A 24,734-nucleotide genomic window follows, 5' to 3' on the forward strand; every position below is an offset into this window, starting at 1 on the left:
CGGCGACTACCCGACCGCCACGCACACGCACGGCGACCCGCACTGCGACCCGAACGGCACCCAGAGCGACGGCAACGGCGGCACCTACCCGACCGACGCCATCCCCGGCTACAACGTCCCCGCCGGCAACTGGTTCGCCGCGCAGTTCCAGCAGCTGGTGACCGACGCCTACCCGCCGGTCTCCTAGCAGCCACACCCCGCCGCGCGGTTGAGGCGCCCTGACCGGCGCCTCAACCCGCGGACAGGACAACCCGCGCATCGTCGCCCCCGGCCACGCCGGGGGCGACTCGCGTTACCGGGCTTCCCGCGTCACCAGACTTCTCCCGTCACCGGGCTTCGGCCCCGCGATCGCGCCGGGACGTCCTCGCCATCCGGCGATCACCCCCCGACGTACTCAGCCAACCCCGCCAACACCCGGTCGTGGATCTGGTTCATCCCTTTCGGCGCGAATCTGCGCTCGAAGAAGCCCCCGATCCCCCGCGCGCCGCTCCAGACCGCCTCCGCCGTCACCAACGCCACATTCCCCTGGCCGCTGACCGTCCACGTCACCCGCAGCGACGAATTCTCATCCACTTCCACCAGCGTTAACGCAGCAGGCTGCGACACTCGCGCCAGCACGTCCCGTGACCGCCGCTGCGTCGCGGCCAACCGCCAGGACGCCACGGTCCCCGCGCCGACCCCGCCCTCACGCACCGCATACCCGCTGTACTGAGCCGGAAGGATCTTCGGCCGCACCTGCGCGTAATCCGCGAGCGCCTCGAACACCGCCTGCGCCGACACTCCGATCTGACGGCTCGTCACGGCCCGCACCCGTCCCATTCCGCCGCTCCCTCACGCACTCACACAATTCACCCGATTCGGCTTTGTCCCACCCTATCCCCGTTCTGCGACACATCCGCCCGCACGACGCACGCCCGCCACCGCTCGGCGCACCCGCGGCGGCCCGCCGCTTGCCACCGCCCCCACCAGAGCGGACACTGCCCGCAAAAGTTCTTGGGAGACAACATGGCCGATGCAGCGTCACGCATCCGCACCACCGCCGCGGTCGCCGCAGCAGCCGCGGTCCCCCTCATCGTCACCGCGGCCCTCGGCAACCAGGCCCTGCAGGGCTGGCGCAACAGCCGCGCGAGCAGCGCCAACCACTGGATCGCCGACCTGTTCCAGCCGATCGCTCTCACCGGCTGGCGCTTCACCCCGCGCTCCGGGGCGAACGCCACCGCCCACTGGCTCGCGCCCCTGGTCTTCGATGCCGCCCTCGTCGTGCTGACCGCCCTGCTCGCCACGGCCGCGGCCCACAACCGCGGCCGCATCGCCCTGTTCCTGGGTGTCTGGGGTGCGACCACGCTCGCCGGCGCCGCGGCCGGGCTGCTGTGCACGCCCCTGGCCTACGCGGGCGTTTCCGGAATGGCCACCGCCGACACCTACCGCGACACCCTCGCCGGGGGCCTGCTGCTCGGGTTCCTCATCGGGGTGCTCGCCGCGATCGCCGCCAGCGTGTTCCTCGGCTCCGGCTCGTCACGCAGCGCGAACAACACCACGGCGCGGGCGGCGCAGGCCGACCGGGGCCTCGACGAAACGCGGCCGCTGAGCACCTGACCGCGACGAATGAGTACCTACCGCGACGAAGGCGGGCGCCCCGCCGACCGTGCCGCGAACCCCGCGGCTCGGCCGGTTCACACCACCGCTCGCACCGCATCGGCGAGACGCTCGTAATCGCTCTGGTCGTTGTACAGCTGCGCCGACACGCGCAGCAGCGTGTACCCGCCCCACACGTTGATCACCGTCTCGACCCCGAACTCGTCCGCCATCCGGTCACGCAGGCTGTCCGCTACCGCTTGGTCTGCGGGCACCTGCGGCAACGGGACCAGTCGCATCGCCAACCCGGCGGCGCCGACGCCTTCGCCGACGCCGGGCATCCCGCTCACGTCGCCGCCTACGGCCTGCGCGACCAGCCGCTGCCCGTGCGCGGCCAGCGCCCCGTTGCGTTCGCGCACCTCGTCCCAGCCCCACGCCCCGAACAGTTCCAGCGCGGCCGGCACCGCGAGCCACGCTGACGAATCCACCGTGCCCGGCTGCAGGAACGAGTACGGAAACCCCTCCTGCTCGCGCCACGACACCGGAAACGAGCCCACCGCGTCCCGCCACCGCTCAGCCACGTACAGCCCGGCACTGCCGCGCGGCGCGCACGGCCACTTGTGGAAGTTGCCCACCCAGAAGTCCGCGCCCAGCGCGCCCAGGTCGACCGGCAGCAGGCCGGGCGCGTGCGCGCCGTCCACCAACACCGCGACCCCGAGCGCGTGCAGCGATGCGACGATTCGCCGCACCGGGAACACTTGCGCGGTCGCGGAGGCGACGTGGTCGACCACGGCCAGGCGGGTACGCGGCGTCACGCCGGAGGCCAGGGCGGCGACCATCGCCTCATCCGAGGCCCCGAGCGCCACCGGCACCGTGACCACCGACGCTCCGGCCCGCGCGGCCGCCTTGCGCGCACCGAGCAGCACCGCGCCGTACACGTGATCGGTGACCAGGATCTCGTCGCCGGCGGCGAGCGGGAACCCGGCCAGGACCGCGCCGGCTCCGGCTGTCGAGTTCTGGACGAACGTCAGGTCCTCGGCGTCCGAACCCAGGAAGGCGCACGCCGCGCGCCGCGCCTCCTCCAGCGCCGGCTGTAGTTCGCGGCGGAAGAACCCCGTCGGGTTCGCCTCCATCCGCTCGCGCCAGCGCTGCTGCTCGGCGAGCACCGGCAACGGAACCGCTCCGAACGAACCGTGGTTCACGTGCGCTCGCTTCGGATCCAGGGGCCAGAGTGCGGGGTGGTACAGGCGGTCCGGCGCGGCTGAGGAGGCGATCGTCTTCACGCCGGTCGAGACTATCCGACGGTGGTCCAAGGGGCACCCGAGCACATACAGAGCCGGTCCGCACAAAGAACGGCGCCGCATCCGGGTGGTTCGGTGTCGCTCACCCGGCGAGGGCAGCCAGGACAGTCGCCGAAGCATTGTATTAGACCTTTAATATGAAGAGACAGAATTCCACCCCCGAAGAGAAGACAACGTGCATGCTGGAGTGACCGGCTCGAAAACGGTCCGGGTTCAATCGACTCAGGCGGGCATCATGCGCACTTTTCCTCTTGCGGCGGCGGCCGGGAACGCGAACCGGCGCGGCTTCGCGATCGTTCTCGACGAATCCGAGTACCTGGAGCTGATACCGCGTCAGGGCGAGTTGACCGAGCCCGAGTACGGCGCCTATCTCGCGGCGATACAGCGGCGGATGTCCGCGGCCCGGCGCGGCGGCGCGCGCGTCCTGGTCGGGCCGTTCCGGGCGGACCAGCATGTCAGCTATGCCGAGCGGATCGGCGCGCAGCCTTTCGGGACGATCGCGCTGCGGGCGTTCGACGACTATGTCGTGCGCACGTATCCCGGTGCGCGGCAGTGGGGCGGTGAGCCCATCGGCCGGGTGGTCGCCGATCTGCGCGCGGCGGAACGGGCCGAGATGCGCCCGATACGCGCGCACCTGTCGAAACAAGCTGATTCAGGTGCGTTTGAGAGGTAGTGGCGGATAGGGCCGCGGCGTCCGGAGATTCGGGCGTCTCGCCGGCCGCACAGGCCGTGTCCCAGCCACCGGTGCGACGCTACTTGCCTGGTCGGAAGGAAAGTTTCAGCTCGCCGCGTCTGCACGCATCGCGTCGGCACGGGTCAGTAGGCGGATTCGGGTGGCCGTGCGGATTGCGAAGGGGACGGCACTGGCGCAAATCCCCCCTACTCCCTAAGCCTGACGGTGGGCCGGCCACGTGAGCCGCCCGGTCAGGCCGTGCCGGAGAAGTGGCGTCGCGCGCCCGGCGTGCTTCTTCAACACGGTCCAGCCCAGGTTCACCGCAGCGGATGAGGGTCGCAGCTCATGAGAAGGATTGGCTTACGCATGATCGCGGCATCAGGGATCTTCGTCGCATACGCCGCTCTGGCCGGTGGTGGCGCCGCCGCCACCACCGCCAGCGCCACCGTCCACGCGGCGGCAGCCGCGACGGTCCCCCTCGGACAGGTCACCGCCGGCGACTGGCCCACCTACCACCTGAACAACACGCGCGACGGGAACCAGACGAAGCTCAACCCCGTCTCGACGCTGTCGGTGGACTGGAGCGCGCCGCTCGACGGTGCCGTGTACGGCGAGCCGCTGCTCGTCGGCGGCCGCGTCCTGGCCGCCACCGAGAACGACACCATCTACGCGCTCAACCGCAGCACCGGCGCCGTTCTCTGGTCCGCGCACGTCGGCTCGCCTGAACCGCTCGCCAGCCTGCCCTGCGGTGACATCTCCCCCTTGGGCATCACCAGCACGATGGTGTACGACCCGGGCACCAACCGGGTCTTCGCCGTCGCGGAGACGACCGGCGGTGTCCACACCCTGTTCGGTCTCAATGCCGGAACCGGGGCGATCGAGGTGCAGACCGAGATCGAGCCGCCGTTGGGCGACGCGATCACGTATCAGCAGCGCGGCGCCCTGACACTGCTCAACGGCCGCATCTACATACCCTATGGCGGGCTGTTCGGCGACTGCGGCAACTACATCGGCCAGGTGCTCTCGGTGGCCACTGACGGCACGGGCATGCAGAGCTTCGCCGTGCCGACCACACGCGAGGGCGGCATCTGGGAGACCGGCGGCGGCGTCGTGGACGGAGCCAACCTGCTCTACGCATCCGGAAACGGCCAGGCCACGTCAGGATCCTACGACGGCAGCGACTCGGTAATCGAGCTGTCGCCCACCCTTCAACGGCTCGATTACTTCGCCCCGACGGACTGGGCGACCCAGAACGGCGGCGACGCGGACCTCGGTTCGATGACCCCGGCCCTGGTCGGGCAGTACATCTACGTCGACGGCAAGACCAACAACGGCTACGTGCTGCGCAACGGCGCTCTCGGCGGCGTCGGAGGCCAGGTCGCCGAGCTGGCCAACACCTGCCAGACCTTCGGCACGGCCGCGGTCTCCGGCAACACCGTCTACCTGCCCTGCGCGACCGGCCCGCAGGCGGTGACCATCGGTGCCGACGGAACACCGACGCTGCTGTGGAAGTCCACGGTCCCGGCCGAGGGTTCGCCGGTGCTCGGCGGCGGCGCGGTGTGGGCCGTGGACTACTTCGGCGGCGAGCTCTACGCCCTCGACCCGGCCACCGGGGCGACGAAGGCGCAGATCTACCTCGGCAGCACGGCCCCGAACTTCGTGACGCCCACCGTGGTCGGAGACCAGGCGTTCGTGGGCACCGTCCACGGGGTCGTCGCCGTCGGCGGCGCGTGACGTCAGGCGCGGCAGCCGCACCGTGCACCACGAGGTGACGCAAGCGCCGGGTCGCTGATGCTTGGGCCGAATGGCCCGATGGCGGCAGCGGCCCGCGCCGCTAGCGTGGATCGGGACACGCCCTGGCAGCAACGACCGCGCGAGGTGTTCGTATGTCCGACTCACCAGCATCCACCGCCGCGCTGAGCATCGACGGCTCGCAGGTCGAGTTCCCCGTGCTCGCGGGCACGGAGGGCGCGCGCGGGATCGAGATCAAGAGCCTGCTCGCGCGGACCGGCGCGGTCACGCTCGACCCCGGCTTCGCCAACACCGCCTCGTGCTCCTCCGCGATCACCTACATCGACGGCGAGGCGGGCATCCTGCGCTACCGCGGCTACCCGATCGAGCAGCTGGCGGAGCAGTCGAACTTCCTGGAGGTCTGCTACCTGCTGATCTACGGGCAGTTGCCCACCGCGGCGCAGTACGCCGAGTTCACCGGGAAGATCAGCCGGCACACCCTGCTGCACGAGGACCTGAAGCGGTTCTTCGACGGATTCCCCCGCGACGCGCACCCGATGCCGGTGCTCGCCTCGGCCGTCTCCGCGCTCTCCACGTTCTACCAGGCCAGCCTCAACCCGTTCGACGAGCCGAACGTGGACCTGTCCACGGTGCGTCTGCTCGCCAAGCTCCCCACGCTGGCCGCCTACGCCTACAAGAAGTCGATCGGCCAGCCGTTCCTCTACCCGGACAACGCCCTGGGCCTGGTGGAGAACTTCCTGCGGATGACCTTCGGGCTGCCCGCCGAGCAGTACGAGCCGGATCCCGACGTGGCCCGGGCACTGGACCTGCTGTTCCTGCTGCACGCCGACCACGAGCAGAACTGCTCGACCTCGACGGTCCGGATGGTGGGCTCCGCGCAGGCGAACCTGTTCGCCAGCGTCTCCGCGGGCATCAACGCCCTCTTCGGCCCGCTGCACGGCGGGGCGAACGCGGCCGTGCTGGACATGCTCGAGGAGATCAACACCACCGGCGTGGACGTCGCGCAGTTCGTGCGCAAGGTCAAGGGCCAGCACGACGGCGTGCGGCTGATGGGCTTCGGCCACCGGGTCTACCGGCACTACGATCCGCGCGCCACGATCGTCAAGCGCACCGCGGACGCGCTGATCGCGCGCCTGGCCCCCGACGACCCGCTGCTGGGCATCGCGAAAGACCTGGAGGAGACCGCGCTGTCCGACGACTACTTCATCGAACGGCGCCTGTATCCGAACGTCGACTTCTACACCGGGCTGATCTACCGCGCGATGGGTTTTCCGACCGATTTCTTCACCGTCCTGTTCGCGATCGGCCGGCTGCCCGGCTGGATAGCCCACTACCGCGAGATGATCAACGATCCGGCCACCAAGATCGGCCGGCCGCGCCAGGTGTACACCGGCGCGACGGTCAGGGACTTCACGCCGCTCGGCGAACGCTGACGCCGCCGGCCCGCGACCGGCCGCCCGGCCTCCGACGCCTGCTTCATCGGCGGCGTACATGCCCCCGATGAAACAGACGTGCGCGCACCGGCCTCTGAAGCGCCGCGACCACAACCGGCCTATGAATCAGCGCTGTGAGATAGGCCGTGTCCGCGGGGTACCGCCGGGCCGCGCCGCCGGTCAGCCGGTGACGCTCGCCTGCCCCGTCTCCAGGTGGCCGGTGAAGCGCCGCGACCAGGAGGCGTCGGTGCTCACCGTGACCGTGAAGTCGTACCAGCCACCGCAGTAGGCGACCTGGTTGAAGTAGTCGGAGACGCTGCCGCCCGCCGGGACGGTGTACGTCCACGGCCCGTCACCGCGGTAATGGTTCGAAGTGATCGTGAAGGTGGCCGCGGCAGAGCCCGAATTGGTCATGGCGAACCAGACCGCCTGCTTTCCGGTGTCCGGCGCCGGGCTGTAGGACGTGGCGACCTCGGCGTGCTGTCCGGCCGCGGTGGCGTCGCCCTGGAATCGGCGCAGGAAGCGGTTCGGGCCGGTCAGGGTCAGGTCGTACTTGCCGGAGCCGTATCCGGTGCCGATGTTGAAGTAGTCACTGACCGTGCCGCCGGCCGCGCACGTGTACTGCCACGGGCCACCGCTGCGGTAAGCGTCGGCGTATATGGAGAACGCGGCGGCGCTGGTCGCCTGCGGCCCCTGGTTCGCCATCTCGATCCACAGCAGGATCTGGCCGTTCGCGCCGTACTGGATCGAACTGACGTAGCCGTTCGGCTGGTAAGGCAGCGCGCGGGCGGGTTTGGTGCCGGATTCCTGGGCGGGCAGCGCGTTCGTCGACGCGGACGGGTTCACCATCAGGTCGCAGTAGTAGATGCTGATCGACGAGTTGGTGGCCGGCAGCGTCGAGGGCAGGCCGTAGACCGGGTTGGCGAAGTCGAACGCGCCGGTCAGGTCGCCACAGACCTGCCGCCGCCAGGCGCTGATGTTCGGGCAGGCGGCCGGCGTGCCGAGGGCGGCGGTCCAGGTCTCCAGGAAGCGGATCACGGACGTGTGGTCATAGGTCTGCGAATCGACCCAGCCGCCGCGGGTCCACGGCGAGACGACGATCATCGGCACCCGGAAGCCCAGCCCGATCGGTACGCCGCCGAGGATGAACTCCCCCGCGGTCCCCGCGGGCGGCACCGGCGGCGGGACGTGGTCGAAGAACCCGTCGTTCTCGTCGTAGTTGACGAACAGCACGGTGGAGTCGAACACGGAGGCGTCGGCGGCCAGCGCCTGGATGACCTCGTGCAGGAACTGCGCGCCGTCCTCCGGCGGGGCGTCGGGGTGCTCGGAGCACTGCTGGTTGGCCACCACCCAGGAAACCTGCGGCAGGGTGCCGCTCAGCGCGTCCTGTTTGATGGCGGCGGCGATGTCGGTCGGGGTGGAGCCGGTGGTGCGCGGGACCGAACTCATGCCGTTGGCGTAGAGCGGGGAACCGGTGGAGGCGTTGGCGAACTGCGTGAAGTAAGCCAGCCCGTTGTCGCCGAAGTTGTCGCTTGCGACCTGGTAGACCTTCCAGCTCAGGCCCGCGTTCTGGAGCGCTTCGGCGTAGGTCTGCCAGCGCAGTCCGGACTCCGAGCCGCCGTCGTAGGCCGGTCCGCCGGCCGTGCCGGCCGGGTCGATCATGCCGCTCCACAGGTACGTGCGGTTCGGCCCGGTGGCGCTCAGGATCGAGCAGTGGTAGGCGTCGCAGACGGTGTAAGCGTCGGCGAGCGCGTAATGGAACGGGATGTCGGAGCGGGTGAGGTATCCCATCGTGCGGTTCGAGCCCTTGGCGGCGATCCAGGCGTCCATCTTGCCGCCGTTCCACGCCTGGTGCTGGGTGTTCCAGCCGTGGTCGAGCGAGCCGTCGCACTGGGCCAGGGTCTCCGCTCCGGCGATGAAGTTGCCCGAGCCGTTGCTCAGGTTCCACGGGTACTGCCGGCCGCTGCCGTTCGGCTGGTTGAACACCGAGTTGCCGCCGGAGAGCGGCACGGTGGCGCGGTCGCCGAAACCCCGCACGCCTTTGAGGGTGCCGAAGTAGTGGTCGAAGCTACGGTTCTCCTGCATCAGGATCACCACGTGGCGCACGTCGGTGATGGACCCGGTGGCGGCGGCCCGGGCGCGGGCGGCGCGCAGCGGCAGGGCGCCGAGCGCGGTTCCGGCGCCGGCGGCGGCGACGCCGAGCAGCGCGCGGCGGGAGAGCGGTGACATCGTCGAATCAGGACCTTTCCTCAGGGTGCCCGTGGGCGGGGCGCACTGAGAAGGTCTCTCAGTCGGCGGTGACTTGTCCAGACAAGTTAAGGTGGAGACCGGATGAAGCCGCAGCGAACTGATGCGTGGACTCACACCTCAGCGCTCTGCGGACTTCGCCGCGAGCCGATGGTGGCGACGGCACTGACGGTGGCCGGGACTGCGGCTGCGGCTGCGAGCGCGACTGCGACTGCGACTGCGACGAGAAGCGGGCGCCGCGCGGCTTTCTCAGGCGTGCGGGCCGTAGAGCGAGGTCGCCTTCTGCAGCGCATTGAGATACGCGGCGCGCTGCTGCTCCTCGGGCACAACGCCGCGGCCCGCCACATCCTGCGCCCCGATGCCCGCCGCCGCGTCGGCCAGCATGCCGCGCACCTGGACCAGGCCGGTGAATCCCTTGCGCCCCATCCAGGCGCTCAAGCCGTCCAACAGCGTACCGATGTGCTCCGGGCCGTGCCGCAGCAGCGCCGAGGTGGTCATCACCACGTCGGCCCCGGCCAGCAGATACGCGGCGACGTCTCCAGCCTGGTCCACGCCGCTGCTGGCGGCAAGGCTGGCCTTGACCCGGCCACGCAGCCGGGCGATCCAGGCTCGCGCGACGGCCGCGTCCGCCGGGCGCGACAGCTCGAAGGCCGCGTTCACCGACAGGGTCTCGGCATCGACGCCGACCTGCATGAACCGGTTGAACAGCACCAGGCCGTCCGCGCCCGCGTGGTCCAGCCGCATCGCCATCTGCCCCGGGGAGCTGAAGGCCGGTCCGATCTTCACCGCGACCGGGATGCTGACTGCGGCCTTGACCGTGGTGAGCACTTCGACGTGGCGCAGCTCGACCTCCTGGCCCGACATGAGCGGATCGGCCTGCGGGAAGTACAGGTTCAGCTCGATCGCCGCGGCGCCGGCTTCCTGCATCGCGGCGGCGTAGTCGGTCCATCCGCCCGTCGTGAAGCCGTTGAGACTGGCGATCACCGGGACTCCCACCGAGGCCGCCGACTTCCTGATCAGCTCCAGGTAGCCGCGCGGGCCGTGCCGCTGGCCGCCCGGGGGCAGGTAGTCGAGCGTCGCGGCGAGATCGTCGGTGCCCAGGACGGTGTGCTCCGCCTCGCCGCCCGGCTCGCGCAGCAACTGCTCCTCGAACAGCGACGGCAGCACCACCGCGGCCGCGCCGGCGTCCGCAAGGCGGCGCACCCCCGCGACGGTGCCCGCCAGCGGCCCGGCCGAGGCGACGATCGGGTTGCGCAGTTGTAGACCCAGGTAGCGGGTGGTCAAGTCCATGGGTGCCTCCGCGCTGCGGGCTCGGCGAACTGCTTCTCCCGTCCAGCAGACCATGCGAGATCGCGCGCCGCCAGGGACGATGGTCCCGGCCGGGCGTCAGACACCGGCGGCGCGCACCGGGACCGGCACGTGGGCGTGCGTTTCCGCCGTGTTTGACCTCTGATACTGCGGTCCGGATCGCACCTCGCGCCACGGCAAGTCGCGGGCGCGCGGCCTTGTCATCAGCGGTCTGCGGAAGTGCCCTGAGACGCAACGGATACGTGGTTCCGGCCGAGTGCGCCGGACCTGGTTCCCGGCGGCGCCCCGCACTGCCCGGCAGGCGGCCGGTCGACGCGGCGTTTCGCAGCCGACGCAGGACGCCGCGGGCGGGGATGGCGCCCGCGGCGTCGCGGCCGCTCAGCTCAGCTCAGCTCAGCTCAGCTCAGCTCAGCTCAGCTCCAGCGGCTGATCTCTCCCTGCGGGTACGGGGTGAACCGGCCGCTTTCCGCGCCGGTCTTCAGGCTGGTGAGATAGGCGCCCCAGTTGGTGCTGCAACCGCTCATGAACTCGCTCGCCTCCTGCCAGCCGGCGTGCGTGAACAGCAGCGTCGTGCCCTCCTCGCCGTGGGGACGCAGGGTGAAGGTGATGAGCGTGTCGAGCCATGAACCAGGGCCCTGCTCGACGCGCCAGCTGATCTCGCCGGGCGTGTCGGCGGTGACCCGCATGACCGCGGCCGGTTTGTCGGCGTCCGCGAAGTAGACGCCGAAGCGGCCGCCGATCCCGGCGCTGCCGTCGAGCGGCCGTCCGGTCCACCAGCGGGCGATGCCTTCGGTGCCGGCGATCAGGTCGTGAACGCGCGCGACCGGGGCGTCGATGCTGATGCGGTGCAGGATGTCAGGCATAGTCGTTCCTTTCGGTGATTCGGGTTCAGGCGGCGACGAGGACGTCGGCCCGGGGGGTTTCGGCGGGCGTCCCGGACGCACGCGCGGTGATCGCGACCGCCGTCAGCGCGGCGAGCACGGCGAAGATCACGCAGGACCACAGGGCGGGGCGGAACCCGGCGCTCACGCCGGCCGGGCTGCCGAGGTGGCCGTGGGCGGCGAACACGGCGCTGGCGATCGCGACCGCGAAGACCGCGCCGAAGCGCTGCGCCATGTAGTTGGCCCCGGACGCTTTGCCCACGTCCGCCTCGGCGACCGCGTTGAGAACGGCGGTGGGCACGGTGGGCAGCGCCATCGAGATGCCGATGCCGGCCACGAGCAGCGCGACGACGATTTCCACCCAGCCGGTGGCCAGGGAGCCGCGCACGGCCACCCATGTGTAGCCGGCGGCCTGCAGCGTGAGGCCGGCCAGCATGATCGGCCGGCGCCCGATCCGGTCGCAGAGCGCGCCGGCCAGCGGCGAGACGAGCATCGGCGTGCCGAAGAAGGGCAGCAGTCGCACGCCGGTCGAGATCGGCGAGTACCCGCGCGCGAGCTGGAACTCCTGCGTGACCAGGAACGCCGCGGCGAACGTGGCTCCGGACATCAGGAAGGTCGTGACCGTGCCGAGCGCGAAGACCCGGTTGCGCATCAGCCGCGCCGGCACCATCGCCGCGGCCGCTTTGCGCTCCCAGGCGGCGAAGGCCGGCAGGAGCGCGAGCCCGGCGAGCAGCGTCGCGAGGATCTGCGGGCTGGACCAGCCCACCTCGTTGCCCCGCACCAGCGCCCACACCAGAGCGACCACGCCGCCGCTGACGAGCACGACGCCGACCAGGTCGAGCCGCTGCGGCGCCCCGTGGCTCTCCGGAAGCAACCGGGCGCCCAGCACCAGGGCCACCAGGCCGATCGGGACGTTGAGCCAGAAGATCCAGTGCCAGTCGAGACGCTCGGTCACCACACCCGCGACGATCGGGCCGGCGGCGACGGCCAAACCGGCCAGGCCGCCGTAGACGCCGACGATCATGCCGCGTCGCTGCGGCGGGAACGCGGTGGCCAGGATGGTCAGACTCAGCGGCATGACCACGGCGGCGCCGAGCCCTTGCGCGGTGCGCGCGGCGACCAGCGCGCCGATGCCCGGCGCCACGGCGCACGCCGCCGACGAGAGCGTGAACAGCGCCAGACCGAGATTGAACACGCGCCGGCGCCCGAACCGGTCGCCGAGCGCCGCGGCGGTGATGATCCCCGCGGCGAACGCGATGCCGTAGGAGTTGACCGTCCACTGCAGGGACGCCACGTCCGCGTGCAGGTCGCTTTGCATCTTGGGCAGCGCGGTGACCACGACCAGAGAGTCGAGCACGACCATGAAATAAGCGGTCGAGGTCAGGCCCAGCACCCAGCGCAGCCGGGCCGCCGCGGACGCGGTCGCCGTGTTCGTCATCGGCTCGGATCCTTTCGAGCGTGCCGCCTCCTCGGGGCGGGTCTGCCAGCGATGACGAACAGCGGGGCGCCGGACGGACACCTTCGCCGCGGAATCTTCTATTGCGGGGCGGGATCTTCCCGCGCCCCGCGCCCCGCGGCGCGTCGGCGCATCGGGGCGGCCCGCGCGCGGGGCGTTGCTTCGTCAGATACTTGGACCGCACTGAAACCGTCGCTGGAGGACTGATGCAGTACGCACTGCTGGCCTACGGCCGCCCCGCCGCGCCGCGCGACACCCCGGGTTCGATCGACGAGGCCATCGCCGCGGTGCTGGCCCGGCCGTACGTCACGGGCTGGGTTCGCCTTCACTCCGACGAGTCGGCGACCACCCTGCGCGCGGACGGGGGCAAGACGCTGCTGACCGACGGCCCGTTCGTCGACAGCAAGGAGTACCTGGCCGGGCTGATCATGATCGAAGCGGAGAACCTCGACCAGGCGCTCGACATCGCCCGGGAGTTGCAGGAGACCCGCACCGGCGGCGGGATCGAGATACGGCCGGTCATCGAGGGAACGTTCCGTGGCGCTTGACGCCGTCTTCCGCGATCACTGGGGCCGCGTGCTGGCGACGCTGACCGGGATCCTCGGCGACATCGAACTGGCCGAGGAAGCGGCCGCGGACGCCTTCGCGATCGCGGCGGAGCGCTGGCCCCGGGACGGAGAACCGGCCAACCCGGCCGGCTGGCTCGTCGCGACCGCGCGCAACCGCGCCGTCGACCAGATCCGCCGCCGCCGGGTGCTGGCCGCGAAGACGAAACTGCTGGCGCGCGACATCGAACCCGCAGCCGAGGCCACGGCGGCGCCGGACGGCGCGGCCATCCCGGACGAACGACTCGAACTCATCTTCATGTGCTGCCACCCGGCGCTGGCCCTCGACGCGCAGGTGGCGCTCACCCTGCGCACCCTCGGCGGCCTGTCGACCGAGGAGATCGCGCTGGCCTTCCTCGTCCCGTTCGAGACGATGAGCAAGCGGCTGACCCGGGCCAAGCGCAAGATCCGCGACGCCGGCATACCCTTCGCGGTGCCGCCCGGACACCGGCTCCCCGACCGGCTCGCCGCCGCCCTGGCCGTCGTGTACCTGATCTTCAACGAGGGCTGGGGCGGCGGCCGGATCGACCTGGCCGGCGAGGCGATCGCGCTGGGCCGGGCGCTGGCCGAGCTGATGCCCGAGCAGGACGAGGCTCTGGCACTGCTGGCGCTCATGCTCCTGCACGACGCGCGCCGATCCGCGCGGATCCGAGACGGGCGGGTCGTCCCGCTCGACGAGCAGGACCGCGCGCTGTGGGACGAGGAGCGCATCGCGGAAGGGCGCCGGATCCTGCAGGCCGCGCTGGCCCGCGGGCGCCACGCCGGCCCGTACGCCGTCCAGGCGGCCATCGCCGACCTGCACATGCACCAGCCCCGTGACTGGCCGCAGATCGCCGCGCTCTACGAGAGCCTCGCCCGGCAGACCGGATCGCCGATCGTCGAGATGAACCGGGCCATCGCCCTCGCCGAGATTCACGGACCCGAGGCCGCCCTGGTCATCCTCGACGGCCTCGCGCTGGATCACTACCGCTACTTCCACTCGACCCGCGCCGACCTGCTTCGCCGCGCCGGGCGCCGAGGCGAGGCCCGCGAGGCGTACCGGCGGGCGCTGGAGCTCGCGCAGAGCGATCCCGAGCGGCGCTTCCTGAGCGACCGCCTCGCCGCGCTGCAACCCGGCGGCTGACCGCGCCGCCGGGCGGCCGGCGAAGGAAGACCGAAGCACAGCACCGGGCCACGTCGAGTTGAAGACCCGCTCAGTTGAAGGTCGCTGAGTTGAATGTCGCCGAGTTGAAGACTTTTTCATTTTCCTTCATGATGGACCCGTCAGACGGCGGACAGGTGTGAAACGGCGGAACGGTGTGGTGAGGATGGCGACGGGCGAGTTCGAGGCGGTGCTGCGCGCGCAGGTCGCAGAGGCGCGCCACCGGCTCGCGGCCGCACGCGCCGACCGGGACTACGCCGGGATCAAGTCCTACGGGCAGAGGCTGCGCTATCTGCTGGACATCGCCGCGGAGCACCAGGTCGAGCTGCCCGGCGACGACGCGCCGCAAGACCGCGCGGTGCCCGGGCCGGGCGGGGTGTGAGCGCGATGCCGGTGCCGCTGTACCAGGCCAAGGCCGAATTCTTCCGGGTGCTCGGGCATCCGGTGCGCATACGGGTGCTGGAACTGCTGTGTGACGGTCCCAAACCGGTGCGCGAACTGCTGGCCGAGATCGACATCGAGGCGTCCAGCCTGTCGCAGCAGCTGGCGGTGCTGCGCCGGTACGGGATCGTGACCGCCACGCGGGAGGGCTCGACGGTGGTGTACGCGCTGGCGGGCGCGGACGTCTCGGAGCTGATGCTGGCCGCGCGGCGGATCCTGACCGAGCTTCTGGTGGACAAACGCGAGCTGCTGACCGCGTTGCAGGAGACGGGCGCCCCATGAGCCGCCCCTGACCCGTGGGGGAAGCGCCGTCCCGTCGTGTTCGTCCTCGTCGAAGTCGTGAGTGGGTATCGCCGTGCTCAGCCTGTTACGCAAGATCGTCTCGGTGGGCCGGGTCGCCGAACCGGCGCCGCCCCGGCCCGAGCCGGCGGCGGCGGATCCGGCCCAACGTATACGAACCCTGAGAGGCTCGGCGCAGGTGCGGTGCGTCGACGCGGGTTCGTGCAACGGATGCGAGATCGAGATCGGCCAGGCGTTCGGGCCCGTATACGACGCGGAGCGTTACGGGGCCCGGATCGTGGCCTCGCCCCGGCACGCGGACGTGCTGCTGGTTACCGGTCCGGTCACCCGCAACATGGCCGAGCCGCTGCGCCGCACCTATCAGGCCGCCGCGCAGCCGCGGGTGGTGGTCGCGGTCGGGGACTGCGCGATCGACTGCGGTGAGTTCGCCGGGGCTTACGGGGTCGAGGGCGCGGTGGCGGACGTGGTGCCGGTGGACCTGGCCGTGCCGGGCTGCCCGCCCGCGCCGGACCAGATCGTGGCCGCTCTGCGCCGGGTGACCGGCCGGTGAGTGTGAACCTGCCCGGTACCGCGCTCGCGGTGGCCGCGGGACTGTCCGCCGGTGCGGCCGCGGCGGCGTTGTGCGCCCCGGACCGCATCAGGGTGCGACTGGTCGGGACGCTCAGCGCGCTGCTGGGCGCGGCCGGGGCGGTGGCGGGCGGCGCGGCCCTGGCCGGGCACACCTATGCGGCACGCCTGCCGGACCTGTTCGCGCTCTCCGGAGTCACTCTGCAGGTGGACGCGCTGTCCGGGGTGTTCCTCGCGATCGCGGGCGCGGTCGTCTCGGCGACGTCGATCTACGGGATCGGATACGCCTCCGGCCCGGGGCGCGGCAGGTGGGCGCAGGCGCTGTGGCCGCTTTTCGCGTTCAGCCTGCTGCTCGTGCCCGCGGCGGGCAGCGTGTCCACGCTGCTGGTCGCGTGGGAGCTGATGGCGCTGTGCTCGCTGCTGCTGGTCGTCTCGGGCGATCCGGCGAGCGGGCGGGTACGGGAGGCCGGGGTCTGGTACGCGGTCATGACCCACCTGGGTCTGGTGGCGATCCTCACCGGGCTGCTGTGGCTCGGCGCCGCGGCGCACACCGAGACCTTCGCCGGCCTGCGGATCGCCGCGGCCGGCATCTCCCCGGCGGTGCGCGGCGGCGTGTTCGTGCTGCTGCTGATCGGGTTCGGGTCGAAGGCGGGCATGGCGCCGCTGCACGCCTGGCTGCCGCGCGCCCACCCGGAGGCGCCCAGCCCGGTCTCGGCGCTGATGAGCGCGGCCATGGTGAACCTGGGCATATACGGCCTCGTACGCTTCGGCCTGGACCTGATGGGCGCGGGGTCGCGCTGGTGGTGGCTGACCACGATGACCCTGGGCGCGCTCTCGGCCGTATACGGGATCGTACAGGCGGCGGTCGCGAACGATCTCAAACGCCTGCTGGCGTATTCGACCGTGGAGAACCTCGGTCTGGTCCTCGTCGGCGTCGGCGCCGCCGGGGTGTTCCAGGACTCCGGGCACCCGGCCCTGGCCGTCCTCGCCTTGGCCGCGGCGCTGCTGCACACCGCCGCGCACGCCGCCTTCAAGACCGTGCTGTTCCTGGGCGCCGGATCCGTGCTGCACGCCACCGGCACCCGTGACCTCGACGAGCTCGGCGGTCTGCGGACCCGGATGCCCGTGACCACCGGGGTGTTCGCGCTCGGGGCACTGGGCGCGGCCGCGCTGCCGGGCGGGGCCGCCTTCCCGTCCGAGTGGCTGCTGCTGCAATCGCTGATCCACGGCCTTGCCGTGCCCGGAACGCTCGTCGTGGTCGTGCTGCCGGTCACGGTCGGCGCGATCGCCCTGTCCGCGGGCCTGGCGGTGGCGACCTTCGTCAAGGCACTGGGCACCGGGTTCCTCGCCAAGGCCAGGTCGCGCGCGGCCGAACAGGCCCACGAGGCCCGCGGATCGATGCGCACGGGGATGGGGCTGGCCGCCGCGGCGTGCGCCGCCCTGGCGGTGCTGCCGGGCGCCGCGGGCCCGGCGCTGGCCCGCGCCACCGCCTGCGCGGTGCCGGGCGGGGGCCCACGGGTCTCCGCCGGCGTCGCGCGCCAGTTGACCGCGCTCGGTTCCACACTCTGGCCGCTGATGCTCGTCGCGGTGACACTCGGTGCCCTGGTGCTGCTGCGCGCCGGGCTGGCCCTGGTCTCCCGGCGCGCCGGACAGCGGGCGACGGCGCCGCTGTGGGACTGCGGCGCCCCGCCGCTCACCGCGCGGATGGAGTACACCGCGACCTCGTTCGCAGAGCCCTTACAGCGGGTGTTCGACGACGTGCTCGCGCCCGAGTCGGACCTCGACGTCACCCCGCACGCCGAGTCCGCGTACCTGGTCGAGCGGATCGCCTACAGCCGCGCGGTCCCGGACCGGGTCGAGCACCGCCTCTACAACCCGGTCGTGCACACGGTCCGCCGCGCCGGGCTCGCGGCGCGGGCGCTGGCCGACGGCAGCGTGCACCGCTACCTCGGCTACGGCTTCGGCAGCGTCGTGATCCTCCTGCTGGTGCTGGCGGCCGCCCGGTGAGCGCCCCGGTCCTGGTCTCGCTCGCCCAGGTGCTGCTCGTGCTGCTCGGCGCGCCGCTGCTGGTCGGCGCGATGCGCCGGCTGCGCGCCCGGATGGAGGGCCGCACCGGCGGCGGGGTGCTACAGCCCTGGCGCGACCTGCTCAAACTGCTGCGCAAGGCGCCACTGCACCCGCAGGGCACCGGCGCGGCGTTCCGGTTCGCGCCGCTGCTGGGCGTGGCCTGTTCGGGGGTGGCCGCCGCGGCGATCCCGCTGCTCTCCACACGCACCGGGCTGGGCGCGGGGGCGGACCTGATCGCCGTGGTCGCGCTGCTCACGCTCGCCACCGCCGCGCTCGCCCTGGCCGGGCTGGACACCGCCACCGCGTTCGGCGGGATGGGCGCGAGCCGCGAGATGACGATCACCGCGCTGGCCGAGCCGGCCGTGCTGACCGCCGTGTGCGCCCTGGCCGCGAAGGTCGGCTCGACCAACCTGCCGGCGATCGTGGCCGCGACGCTCAGCCACGGCGCCCGCCCGGCCTCCCCGGCGAACCTGCTGGCGGCCGTGGCGCTCGCGGTGGTGGTGCTGGCCGAGACCGGGCGGCTGCCGGTGGACAACCCGTCCACGCACCTGGAGCTGACCATGGTGCACGAGGCGATGGTCCTGGAGTATTCCGGTCCCGATCTGGCCATGGTCGAACTCGGCGCGGCGATGCGGCTGACCGTGCTGCTCGGCCTGTGGAGCGCGCTGTTCGCGCCGTGGGGCATCACCACCACCGCCGACCCGGCCCGCCTGCTGCTCGGCCTGGCCGCGTTCGCGGGCAAGACGCTCCTGCTCGGCTGCCTGATCGCGGCCGGCGAGGTGTTCATGGCCAAGGTGCGCCTCTTCCGCGTCCCCGAGCTGCTGGCCGGCTCGTTCCTGCTCGCGGTGCTCGCCGTGAGCGCTTCCTTCTTCCTGGCCTGAGGATGACGATCCCGGTGAGAGACGCCCGATGAGTAACCGCGCCGAACTGCTCGACCTGGCCGCGGGGCTGTTCCTGCTGTGCGCGGTCGCCATCCTGTGGCGCCGCGACGTGCGGGCGCAGACCGCGTGGCTCAGCGGGCAGGGCATCGCGCTCGCCGCGATCGCGGCGATCCTCGGCGCGCAGGACGCGCGCCCCGACCTGTACGGGGTCGCCGCCGGCGTCGCGCTGCTGCGCGCCGCGCTGCTTCCCACGCTGGTGCGCAGGGCGATCGCGGCGCGCGCCGAGGACCGCGAGTCCGCGCCCCTCATCAACGTCGGGGCGTCGCTGCTGGCCGCCGTCGCGCTGGTGCTGCTCGCGTACACGGTCGCCCAGCCGCTGGTGCGCCTGGAGGACACCCCCGCCGCACGCGCGCTGCCCGTGGGGCTCTCGGTCGTCCTGATCGGGCTGCTGATCCTGGTGACGCGCCGCAAGGCGCTGTCGCAGATCGTCGGTTTCCTGCTGCTGGACAACGGGATCACCGCGGTCGCGTTCCTCGCCGCCGCCGGCGTTCCGCTGCTGGTCGAATTCGGCGTCTCCTTCGACCTGCTGCTCGCGGTCCTGGTGCTGCGGGTGCTCACGGCCCGGATGCGCAACCTGTTCGGCGGCAGCGACCTGGACGAGATGCGGGAGTTGCGCGACTGATGGATCTCCTGCTGCTCCTGCTGCCGATCGCGGCGCCGCTGCTGGCGGCCCTCGGCTACGCCCTGGCCGGTTGGCGCCGGCCGACCGCGCACCTCGGCACCGCCGCCGCGGCCGTGATCCTCGGCGGCGCGATCGCGCTCGCGGTCCGGGTCACCCGCGACGCCCCGCTGGACGCCCTGGGCGGCTGGCTGCACGCCGACGCCCTGTCCGCGTTCCTGCTCCTGGTCGTCGGCGCGGTCGCGACCCTGGCCTGCGCCGCCTCCCCCGGCTACCTCGCCGCCGAGCACGCCCACGGCGGCGGATCGGGGCGGCGCTACGGCGTGCTGGTCCAGTTCTTCCTCGCCGCGATGTGCCTGGGCGCGCTGGCCGGGAACCTGGGCGTGGCCTGGATCGCGATCGAGGCCACCACGATCGTCACCGCGTTCCTGGTCGGATTCGGCCACACCCGCGCCGCCGTCGAGGCCGCGTGGAAGTACACCGTGGTCTGCTCGGTCGGCATCGCCCTGGCGCTGCTCGGCATCGTCGTGCTCTACGACGCCGCCCGGCACGCCGGGCTCTCCGAGGCCACCGCGCTCAATCCGCGGGTGCTCACCGCCCACGCCGGCGCGCTGGACCCGGCGGTCACGAGGATGGCCACCGCGTTCATGATCCTGGGTTTCGGCGCCAAGGCCGGGCTCGCGCCGCTGCACGCCTGGCTGCCCGACGCGCACAGCCAGGCGCCCGCGCCCGTCAGTGCCCTGATGTCCGGGGTGCTGCTGGCGGTGGCCTTCGTCCAGATCCTGCGGGTCAAGCAGATCGCCGACGCGGCGCTCGGCCCCGCCTTCGCCAGAACCCTGCTGCTGATCACCGGCCTGGCCACGCTCGCGGTCGCCGCACTGCTGCTGCTCGCCCAGCGCGACTACAAGCGCATGCTCGCCTACTCCAGCATGGAACACATGGGCCTGATAGCGGTGGCCGCCGCCATCGGCACGCGCCTGGCCCTGGCCGCGCTGCTGCTGCACATCGCCGGACACGGGCTGGCCAAGACCGTCGCCTTCACCGCCTCCGGCCACCTGCTGCGCGCCGAGCACACCACCCGCATCGACCAGGTCAGGGCCCTGGCGATCCGGCGACCGGCGCTCGGCGGGGTCCTGGCCGCCGCGATCCTCGCCCTGCTCGGCCTGCCCCCGTTCTCGCTGTTCGCCTCCGAACTCGGCATCGCCCGCGCCGGTTTCGCCGCGCACCTGGGCGTCCCGGTCACCGCCGCGTTCCTGCTCGCACTGCTCGCCTTCGCCGCCTTGGCCCGGCACACCGCCGGGATGCTGCTCGGCGACGAGGACCCGGGCGCGTCCGGCGGCGCAACGCAACCGGTCGCGGCGGCCCGGCTCGGCCCGGCCGCCTGGGGCCCGCTGGTCACCGGCCTGGTCACGGTGGCGGCCCTCGGCGTCACCGCCTGGCCCGTCACCACCCTGCTGGGTCTCGCGGCGCAGGGCGGGCGCTGATGAACGACCTGGACTTCCTGCCGCGCGGCGAACGCAGCGGGCAGCAGGCCGCGCCCGTCGCGACCGAGCCGCACGAGCTGACCGCCCGCGCCGCGGCCCTGCTGGAGCGCGGATACCGTCTGGCGCTCGCGCACGCCTCCCACCGCGGTCCCGAGGACGCGCGCGGCGAGGCGATGCACGCGGTGTACCTGTTCCTGGCGGCGCGCCCGGACTCCCGCGTCGAACTGACCGTGCCGCTCGACCCTGCCGCCCCGGCCGTGCCGAGCCTGGCCGCGCTCAGCTTTCCCGCGGCCCGTTTCGAACGCGAGATGCGCGACCAGTTCGGCGTCGAGCCGGTAGGGCATCCGCTGGCGCGCCCCCTGGTGCGCCACCCCGCGTGGCCCGACACCTGGCATCCGATGCGCGCGGACGCCGGGGCGCGTCCGCCGCTGGACCCCGATCCGGCCCCGTTCCCGTTCCTGACCGTCGAAGGCCCCGGCGTCTATGAGATCCCCGTCGGCCCCGTGCACGCGGGCCTGATCGAACCCGGACATTTCCGCTTCAGCGTGGTCGGTGAGACCATCCTCAAGCTCAAGGCCCGCCTCTGGTACGTCCACAAGGGCGTCGAGAGGCTCTTCGAAAACCGGACACCCGCGCGCGGCCTGCCCCTGGCCGAGCGCGTCAGCGGCGACACCGCCGTCGGCCACGCCCTGGCCTACTGCCGCGCGCTGGAAGAGGCCGCGCAGGTGCGACCGGACCTGCGCGCCGAGGCCGCCCGCGCCTTCCTGCTCGAACTCGAACGCCTCTACAACCACGTCACGGACCTGGGCGCGCTGTGCACCGACGTCGGCCACGGCATCCTGGGAGCGCACGCCGGACGCATCCGCGAGCAACTGCTGCGCATCAACGCCGAGACCACCGGCCACCGGCTGCTGCGCGGCGGCATCGTGCCCGGCGGCGCCCGGCTGCTCACCCGCCCCGACCCGGCCCGGCTGCGCGCCCTCGCCCGCGACGTGCAGGAGCTGGCCGAGCTCGCTCTCGGCCACAGCGTGGTGCGCGACCGGTTCACCGGCACCGCGCCGCTGACCACCGAGCAGGCCCGGGCGCTCGGGACGCTCGGCTACGTCGCCCGCGCCAGCGGCCTGGACACCGACGCGCGTCACGACCACCCCGCCCACCCGCAGCTGCCCGCCGCGCCGCGGGTGCTGGAGACCGGCGGCGACGTGCTGGCCCGCTTCCAGGTGCGGGCCCGGGAGTTCCAGGGCTCGGTGGACTACCTCGACGATCTCGGCGAGCTGCTGCCGGCTTCAGGCCTCGACGACACCCCGGCCGAGATCCGCGCCCCCGGCCGCGAGCGAAGCGGGGTCGGCATCGCAGAGGGCTGGCGCGGCACCATCGTGCACCGTATCGAGCTCGCCCCCGACGGCACGCTGGAACGGGTCAAGGTCGCCGATCCCTCGTTCTTCAACTGGCCCGCGCTGCCCGTGGCCTTGACCGGCGCGATCGTCCCGGACTTCCCGCTGGTCAACAAGAGCTTCAACCTCTCCTACGCCGGCAACGACCTGTGAGCGCGCCGTCGCGGCGCCGGTTCAGTCGCGCCGGGTGTAGGCGCGTATCTCGACGCTGTACGGCTCGACTGACAGCGCGCCCTCGCCGACGTCGAACCCGGTCTCGGTCACCGTCACCTGCGGCGGCTGCCCGACCTGGTTGCCGGAGTCCAGGCTCGGTCCGGTCAGGCGCCACAGCCGGCCACGGGCGCGCGGGTTGAAGCCGCGCAGGCTGACCTCAAGGCTTTGCGCGTCCGCGGTCGCGTTGACCGCCGCGATGGTCAGTGTCCTGCGGTCGGCGGTCAGCGCGGCCGACAGGTCGAGCGGGTAGGTCGGGCTTCCGGAGGTGACGCTCGGCTGGTCGCCGCCGGCCGGCCACTTCGGCGCGGGCTGCGGCGAGTCGCCGGAGACCGCGACCGGGACGGTGCCGAAGTGCTGCCGGTAGAGCAGGAAGAGCAAGCCCTGTTCGCTGTAGGTCGAGTCGGTGCCGTTGTACGACAGCCAGCTCATTCCCGTCGTGTAGGCGCCCATCGCGATGAAGTCGGTGTTGCGGAACATCTCCTGAAGCATCAGGGCGTTGGCCAACACGCCCCTGAGCCCGCGCGCGAAGAAGGCCCATTCGTCGATGCTCACCTTGATGTTGTCGCGCTCGATCGGGAAGTCCTTCTTGTACAGCTCCCAGTCCTCGCGCACCGCGTGGATGTAGTTCGCTCCCCGGCGCACCGAGTCCAGCACCGACTCGGTGACGTCGACCCGCTCCCCCAGAGTCAGGTCGTAGCGGCGCGGATCGCCGTAGGTGTGCTCGGAGATGATGTCGAAGTTGCCCCAGGCGTTCTTCATCAGCCGGTGGTTCCAGTCGGTTTCGGATCCGTACTCGACGATGACCGGCGTGGGGTGGACGATCTTGCGGGTGTCCGGATCGATGTAGAACGGCTCGCTGTGGATCGTCAGGCTCGCCGGGAACGCGCCGGAGGCGACCAGGGTGATGGAGGGGTCGGCCTTCTTCATCGCCTCGGCGAAGAGGTTGTGCTTGATCATGTACTGCGACGGCGTCATGTAGCCCAGCTGCCAGAAGCCGAACATCTCGTTTCCGATGTTCCAGTACTTGACCCTGCGCGGCTCCGGGTGTCCGTTGGCCGCGCGCACTCGGCCCATCGGGCTGTCGGCGTCCCCGTTGACGTATTCCACGAGTTCCGCCGCCTCGCGGGCCGAGCCGAAGCCGCTGTTGACGCAGAGATACGGCTCCACCTCGATCAGGCGGCACAGCGTCAGGAACTCGTCCGTGCCGATGTCGTTGGACTGCGGATAGTTCCACACGTAGTCCCATTTCGGCGCTCGCCGGTCGGGATCGCCGACGGCGTCCTTCCAGTCGTGTCCCGAGGTGAAGTTCCCGCCCGGGAAGCGCCACATCCCGGAGTCCATCGCCCGCAGCAGCGCGACCGTGTCCTTGCGAAAGCCGTGCACGTTGTCCGCCGCCATCAGGGAGACCGCTCCGATTTTGAAGCTCCCGGTTCCGGTGCCCGCGATCTCCAGTCGCCCGTTCGTGCTGCCCGCCCGGCAGGAGAATCTCAGCGCGACGCTCGCCCAGTGCCTTTTGACCGGCACGACGACGCTCTGGCCCGGACCGCTGTCCCAGGACAGCGTCACGACCACGTGCGCCCCGGGGTCGCCGGAGAGGACGATCCGGCCGACGTAGTCCGTCTCGGCGAGCGCCAGGCCGGACTGCGCTATTCCGCGCCGCTGCGACGGGGAAAGCGACACGACCGGTGAGTGCGCGCCGACATAAGGGGCCGTCGAATCCATCGTCACGGTTTCGGGCTGCGCGAGCGGCCGCCATTTCTGCACCGACGGATCCTGGTTGTCGACGGCGTAGTAGAACTTCCGGTCGCTGAGGACCTCGGCCCACAGGGCGCTGTAGATGAAGCCCTGGATGTGTTCGGAAAAGGCGCCGTAGAGGAACTTCGGGATCGCCTCGCCGGTCTTGGCCACGTCGATGACTGCGCTGACCTGCGATGACGCCGCGGCGGCGGCCTTGGCCGGCAGCGCGCTCGCCAACCCGGCCGCCAAAGAGCCCTGAAGGCCCGCCCGTCGGGTGATTCCCTTGCGACCTTCGCTCACTGCTCCGCCGCCTTTCCCGCCAATTCACGTTGTTATCGCTGACAGAAAGCGATGCGCCGCGGCGAAGCCGAACTCCCGGCGGAGTCGCATGTGCACGCGGAGCGACGGCCGCCACTATGGCGCGCGTCGAATGTTTCGTCAATAATTTCGAAACATCTCAGGGTCCGGTCGTAAACACCTGTCGGATCGATCCACGCGGGCAGCCGCAGCCTCATGGAGCGGCAAGGGCTGTCGACCGCCCGGCAACCGTGCGGTCCGGCGGCGCCCCGAACGAGTGCCGCGGTGTGGATACCAGGAAT

At 71.8% G+C, this 24,734-nt stretch carries 22 protein-coding genes; 15 read left to right on the plus strand and 7 right to left on the minus strand.

The window, feature by feature from the left end; translation table 11 throughout:
• The coding region (locus tag KGA66_RS14460) for a hypothetical protein (protein ID WP_211468624.1) at window positions 1-187 on the plus strand (187 nt) is incomplete at its 5' end.
• A 191-nt stretch (window positions 188-378) separates the two neighbouring features.
• Here KGA66_RS14460 and KGA66_RS14465 read toward each other — a convergent pair.
• Entirely contained in the window at window positions 379-819 is a 441-nt protein-coding gene (locus KGA66_RS14465) for an SRPBCC family protein (RefSeq protein WP_211468625.1), read from the minus strand.
• A gap of 186 nt (window positions 820-1,005) precedes the next feature.
• Between KGA66_RS14465 and KGA66_RS14470 the strand changes: the two genes are divergently transcribed.
• The gene (locus KGA66_RS14470; RefSeq protein ID WP_211468626.1) at window positions 1,006-1,596 is read left to right on the plus strand and encodes a hypothetical protein; all 591 of its coding nucleotides are present in this window, start codon (window positions 1,006-1,008) and stop codon (window positions 1,594-1,596) included.
• Between the two features lie 77 nt (window positions 1,597-1,673).
• On the opposite strand, the gene KGA66_RS14475 is transcribed toward KGA66_RS14470, so the two are convergent.
• Window positions 1,674-2,858: an aminotransferase class V-fold PLP-dependent enzyme gene (locus KGA66_RS14475; protein ID WP_211468627.1), complete on the minus strand. Its 1,185-nt coding sequence runs from the start codon at window positions 2,856-2,858 to the stop codon at window positions 1,674-1,676.
• Window positions 2,859-3,111: 253 nt separating this feature from the next.
• On the opposite strand from KGA66_RS14475, the gene KGA66_RS14480 reads away from it, so the two are divergent.
• The 3 genes from KGA66_RS14480 (at window position 3,112) to KGA66_RS14490 (ending at window position 6,734) form a co-directional block, all read left to right on the plus strand.
• Window positions 3,112-3,549, plus strand: coding sequence for a hypothetical protein (locus KGA66_RS14480; RefSeq protein WP_211468628.1), 438 nt, complete (start codon window positions 3,112-3,114; stop codon window positions 3,547-3,549).
• Window positions 3,550-3,915: 366 nt separating this feature from the next.
• On the plus strand, window positions 3,916-5,283 hold the full coding sequence (locus KGA66_RS14485; protein ID WP_211468629.1) for an outer membrane protein assembly factor BamB family protein: 1,368 nt from the start codon (window positions 3,916-3,918) through the stop codon (window positions 5,281-5,283).
• A gap of 152 nt (window positions 5,284-5,435) precedes the next feature.
• The gene (locus KGA66_RS14490; protein WP_211468630.1) at window positions 5,436-6,734 is read left to right on the plus strand and encodes a citrate synthase; all 1,299 of its coding nucleotides are present in this window, start codon (window positions 5,436-5,438) and stop codon (window positions 6,732-6,734) included.
• 180 nt (window positions 6,735-6,914) lie between these two features.
• Here KGA66_RS14490 and KGA66_RS14495 read toward each other — a convergent pair whose 3' ends face one another.
• The 4 genes from KGA66_RS14495 to KGA66_RS14510 all read right to left on the minus strand — a co-directional run bounded on the left by KGA66_RS14495 (window position 6,915) and on the right by KGA66_RS14510 (window position 12,608).
• Window positions 6,915-8,963, minus strand: a complete 2,049-nt coding sequence (locus KGA66_RS14495) for a phosphocholine-specific phospholipase C (RefSeq protein ID WP_211468631.1) — start codon at window positions 8,961-8,963, stop codon at window positions 6,915-6,917.
• Window positions 8,964-9,230: 267 nt separating this feature from the next.
• Window positions 9,231-10,271, minus strand: a complete 1,041-nt coding sequence (locus KGA66_RS14500; RefSeq protein WP_211468632.1) for a dihydroorotate dehydrogenase-like protein — start codon at window positions 10,269-10,271, stop codon at window positions 9,231-9,233.
• A 431-nt stretch (window positions 10,272-10,702) separates the two neighbouring features.
• Entirely contained in the window at window positions 10,703-11,152 is a 450-nt protein-coding gene (locus KGA66_RS14505) for an SRPBCC family protein (protein WP_211468633.1), read from the minus strand.
• A 25-nt stretch (window positions 11,153-11,177) separates the two neighbouring features.
• On the minus strand, window positions 11,178-12,608 hold the full coding sequence (locus tag KGA66_RS14510) for an MFS transporter (protein ID WP_211468634.1): 1,431 nt from the start codon (window positions 12,606-12,608) through the stop codon (window positions 11,178-11,180).
• A 224-nt stretch (window positions 12,609-12,832) separates the two neighbouring features.
• Here KGA66_RS14510 and KGA66_RS14515 point away from each other — a divergent pair, with 224 nt between their 5' ends.
• The 10 genes from KGA66_RS14515 to KGA66_RS14560 all read left to right on the plus strand — a co-directional run bounded on the left by KGA66_RS14515 (window position 12,833) and on the right by KGA66_RS14560 (window position 22,338).
• The gene (locus KGA66_RS14515) at window positions 12,833-13,174 is read left to right on the plus strand and encodes a YciI family protein (RefSeq protein WP_211468635.1); all 342 of its coding nucleotides are present in this window, start codon (window positions 12,833-12,835) and stop codon (window positions 13,172-13,174) included.
• Entirely contained in the window at window positions 13,164-14,354 is a 1,191-nt protein-coding gene (locus KGA66_RS14520) for an RNA polymerase sigma factor (protein ID WP_211468636.1), read from the plus strand. The genes KGA66_RS14515 and KGA66_RS14520 overlap by 11 nt, the downstream gene beginning before the upstream one ends.
• A 184-nt stretch (window positions 14,355-14,538) precedes the next feature.
• Window positions 14,539-14,754: a hypothetical protein gene (locus KGA66_RS14525; RefSeq protein WP_211468637.1), complete on the plus strand. Its 216-nt coding sequence runs from the start codon at window positions 14,539-14,541 to the stop codon at window positions 14,752-14,754.
• Between the two features lie 5 nt (window positions 14,755-14,759).
• Window positions 14,760-15,095 (plus strand): ArsR/SmtB family transcription factor, encoded by a 336-nt coding sequence (locus tag KGA66_RS14530; protein ID WP_211468638.1) that lies wholly within the window; start codon window positions 14,760-14,762, stop codon window positions 15,093-15,095.
• A 73-nt stretch (window positions 15,096-15,168) separates the two neighbouring features.
• Window positions 15,169-15,663 carry an NADH-quinone oxidoreductase subunit B family protein gene (locus KGA66_RS14535; protein ID WP_369015873.1) on the plus strand — a complete coding sequence of 165 codons (495 nt, stop codon included), beginning with the start codon at window positions 15,169-15,171 and terminating at the stop codon, window positions 15,661-15,663.
• Window positions 15,660-17,687, plus strand: a complete 2,028-nt coding sequence (locus KGA66_RS14540) for a proton-conducting transporter transmembrane domain-containing protein (protein WP_211468640.1) — start codon at window positions 15,660-15,662, stop codon at window positions 17,685-17,687. Before KGA66_RS14535 ends, KGA66_RS14540 begins: the two co-directional genes overlap by 4 nt.
• Window positions 17,684-18,628 (plus strand): respiratory chain complex I subunit 1 family protein, encoded by a 945-nt coding sequence (locus tag KGA66_RS14545; RefSeq protein WP_211468641.1) that lies wholly within the window; start codon window positions 17,684-17,686, stop codon window positions 18,626-18,628. Before KGA66_RS14540 ends, KGA66_RS14545 begins: the two co-directional genes overlap by 4 nt.
• Before the next feature lie 28 nt (window positions 18,629-18,656).
• A complete protein-coding gene (locus tag KGA66_RS14550; RefSeq protein WP_211468642.1) occupies window positions 18,657-19,310 on the plus strand; it encodes a hypothetical protein in 654 nt (217 codons plus the stop codon).
• Window positions 19,310-20,791, plus strand: coding sequence for a proton-conducting transporter transmembrane domain-containing protein (locus KGA66_RS14555; protein WP_211468643.1), 1,482 nt, complete (start codon window positions 19,310-19,312; stop codon window positions 20,789-20,791). Before KGA66_RS14550 ends, KGA66_RS14555 begins: the two co-directional genes overlap by 1 nt.
• Window positions 20,791-22,338: a hydrogenase large subunit gene (locus KGA66_RS14560; RefSeq protein WP_211468644.1), complete on the plus strand. Its 1,548-nt coding sequence runs from the start codon at window positions 20,791-20,793 to the stop codon at window positions 22,336-22,338. Before KGA66_RS14555 ends, KGA66_RS14560 begins: the two co-directional genes overlap by 1 nt.
• Before the next feature lie 21 nt (window positions 22,339-22,359).
• On the opposite strand, the gene KGA66_RS14565 is transcribed toward KGA66_RS14560, so the two are convergent.
• Complete coding sequence (locus KGA66_RS14565) at window positions 22,360-24,435, minus strand: alpha-L-arabinofuranosidase family protein (protein WP_211468645.1); 2,076 nt, start codon at window positions 24,433-24,435, stop codon at window positions 22,360-22,362.
• Between the last annotated feature and the right edge of the window lie 299 nt (window positions 24,436-24,734).

Origin of the sequence: Actinocrinis puniceicyclus, assembly GCF_018283645.1 — a bacterium.
Taxonomy (GTDB): domain Bacteria; phylum Actinomycetota; class Actinomycetes; order Streptomycetales; family Catenulisporaceae; genus Actinocrinis; species Actinocrinis puniceicyclus.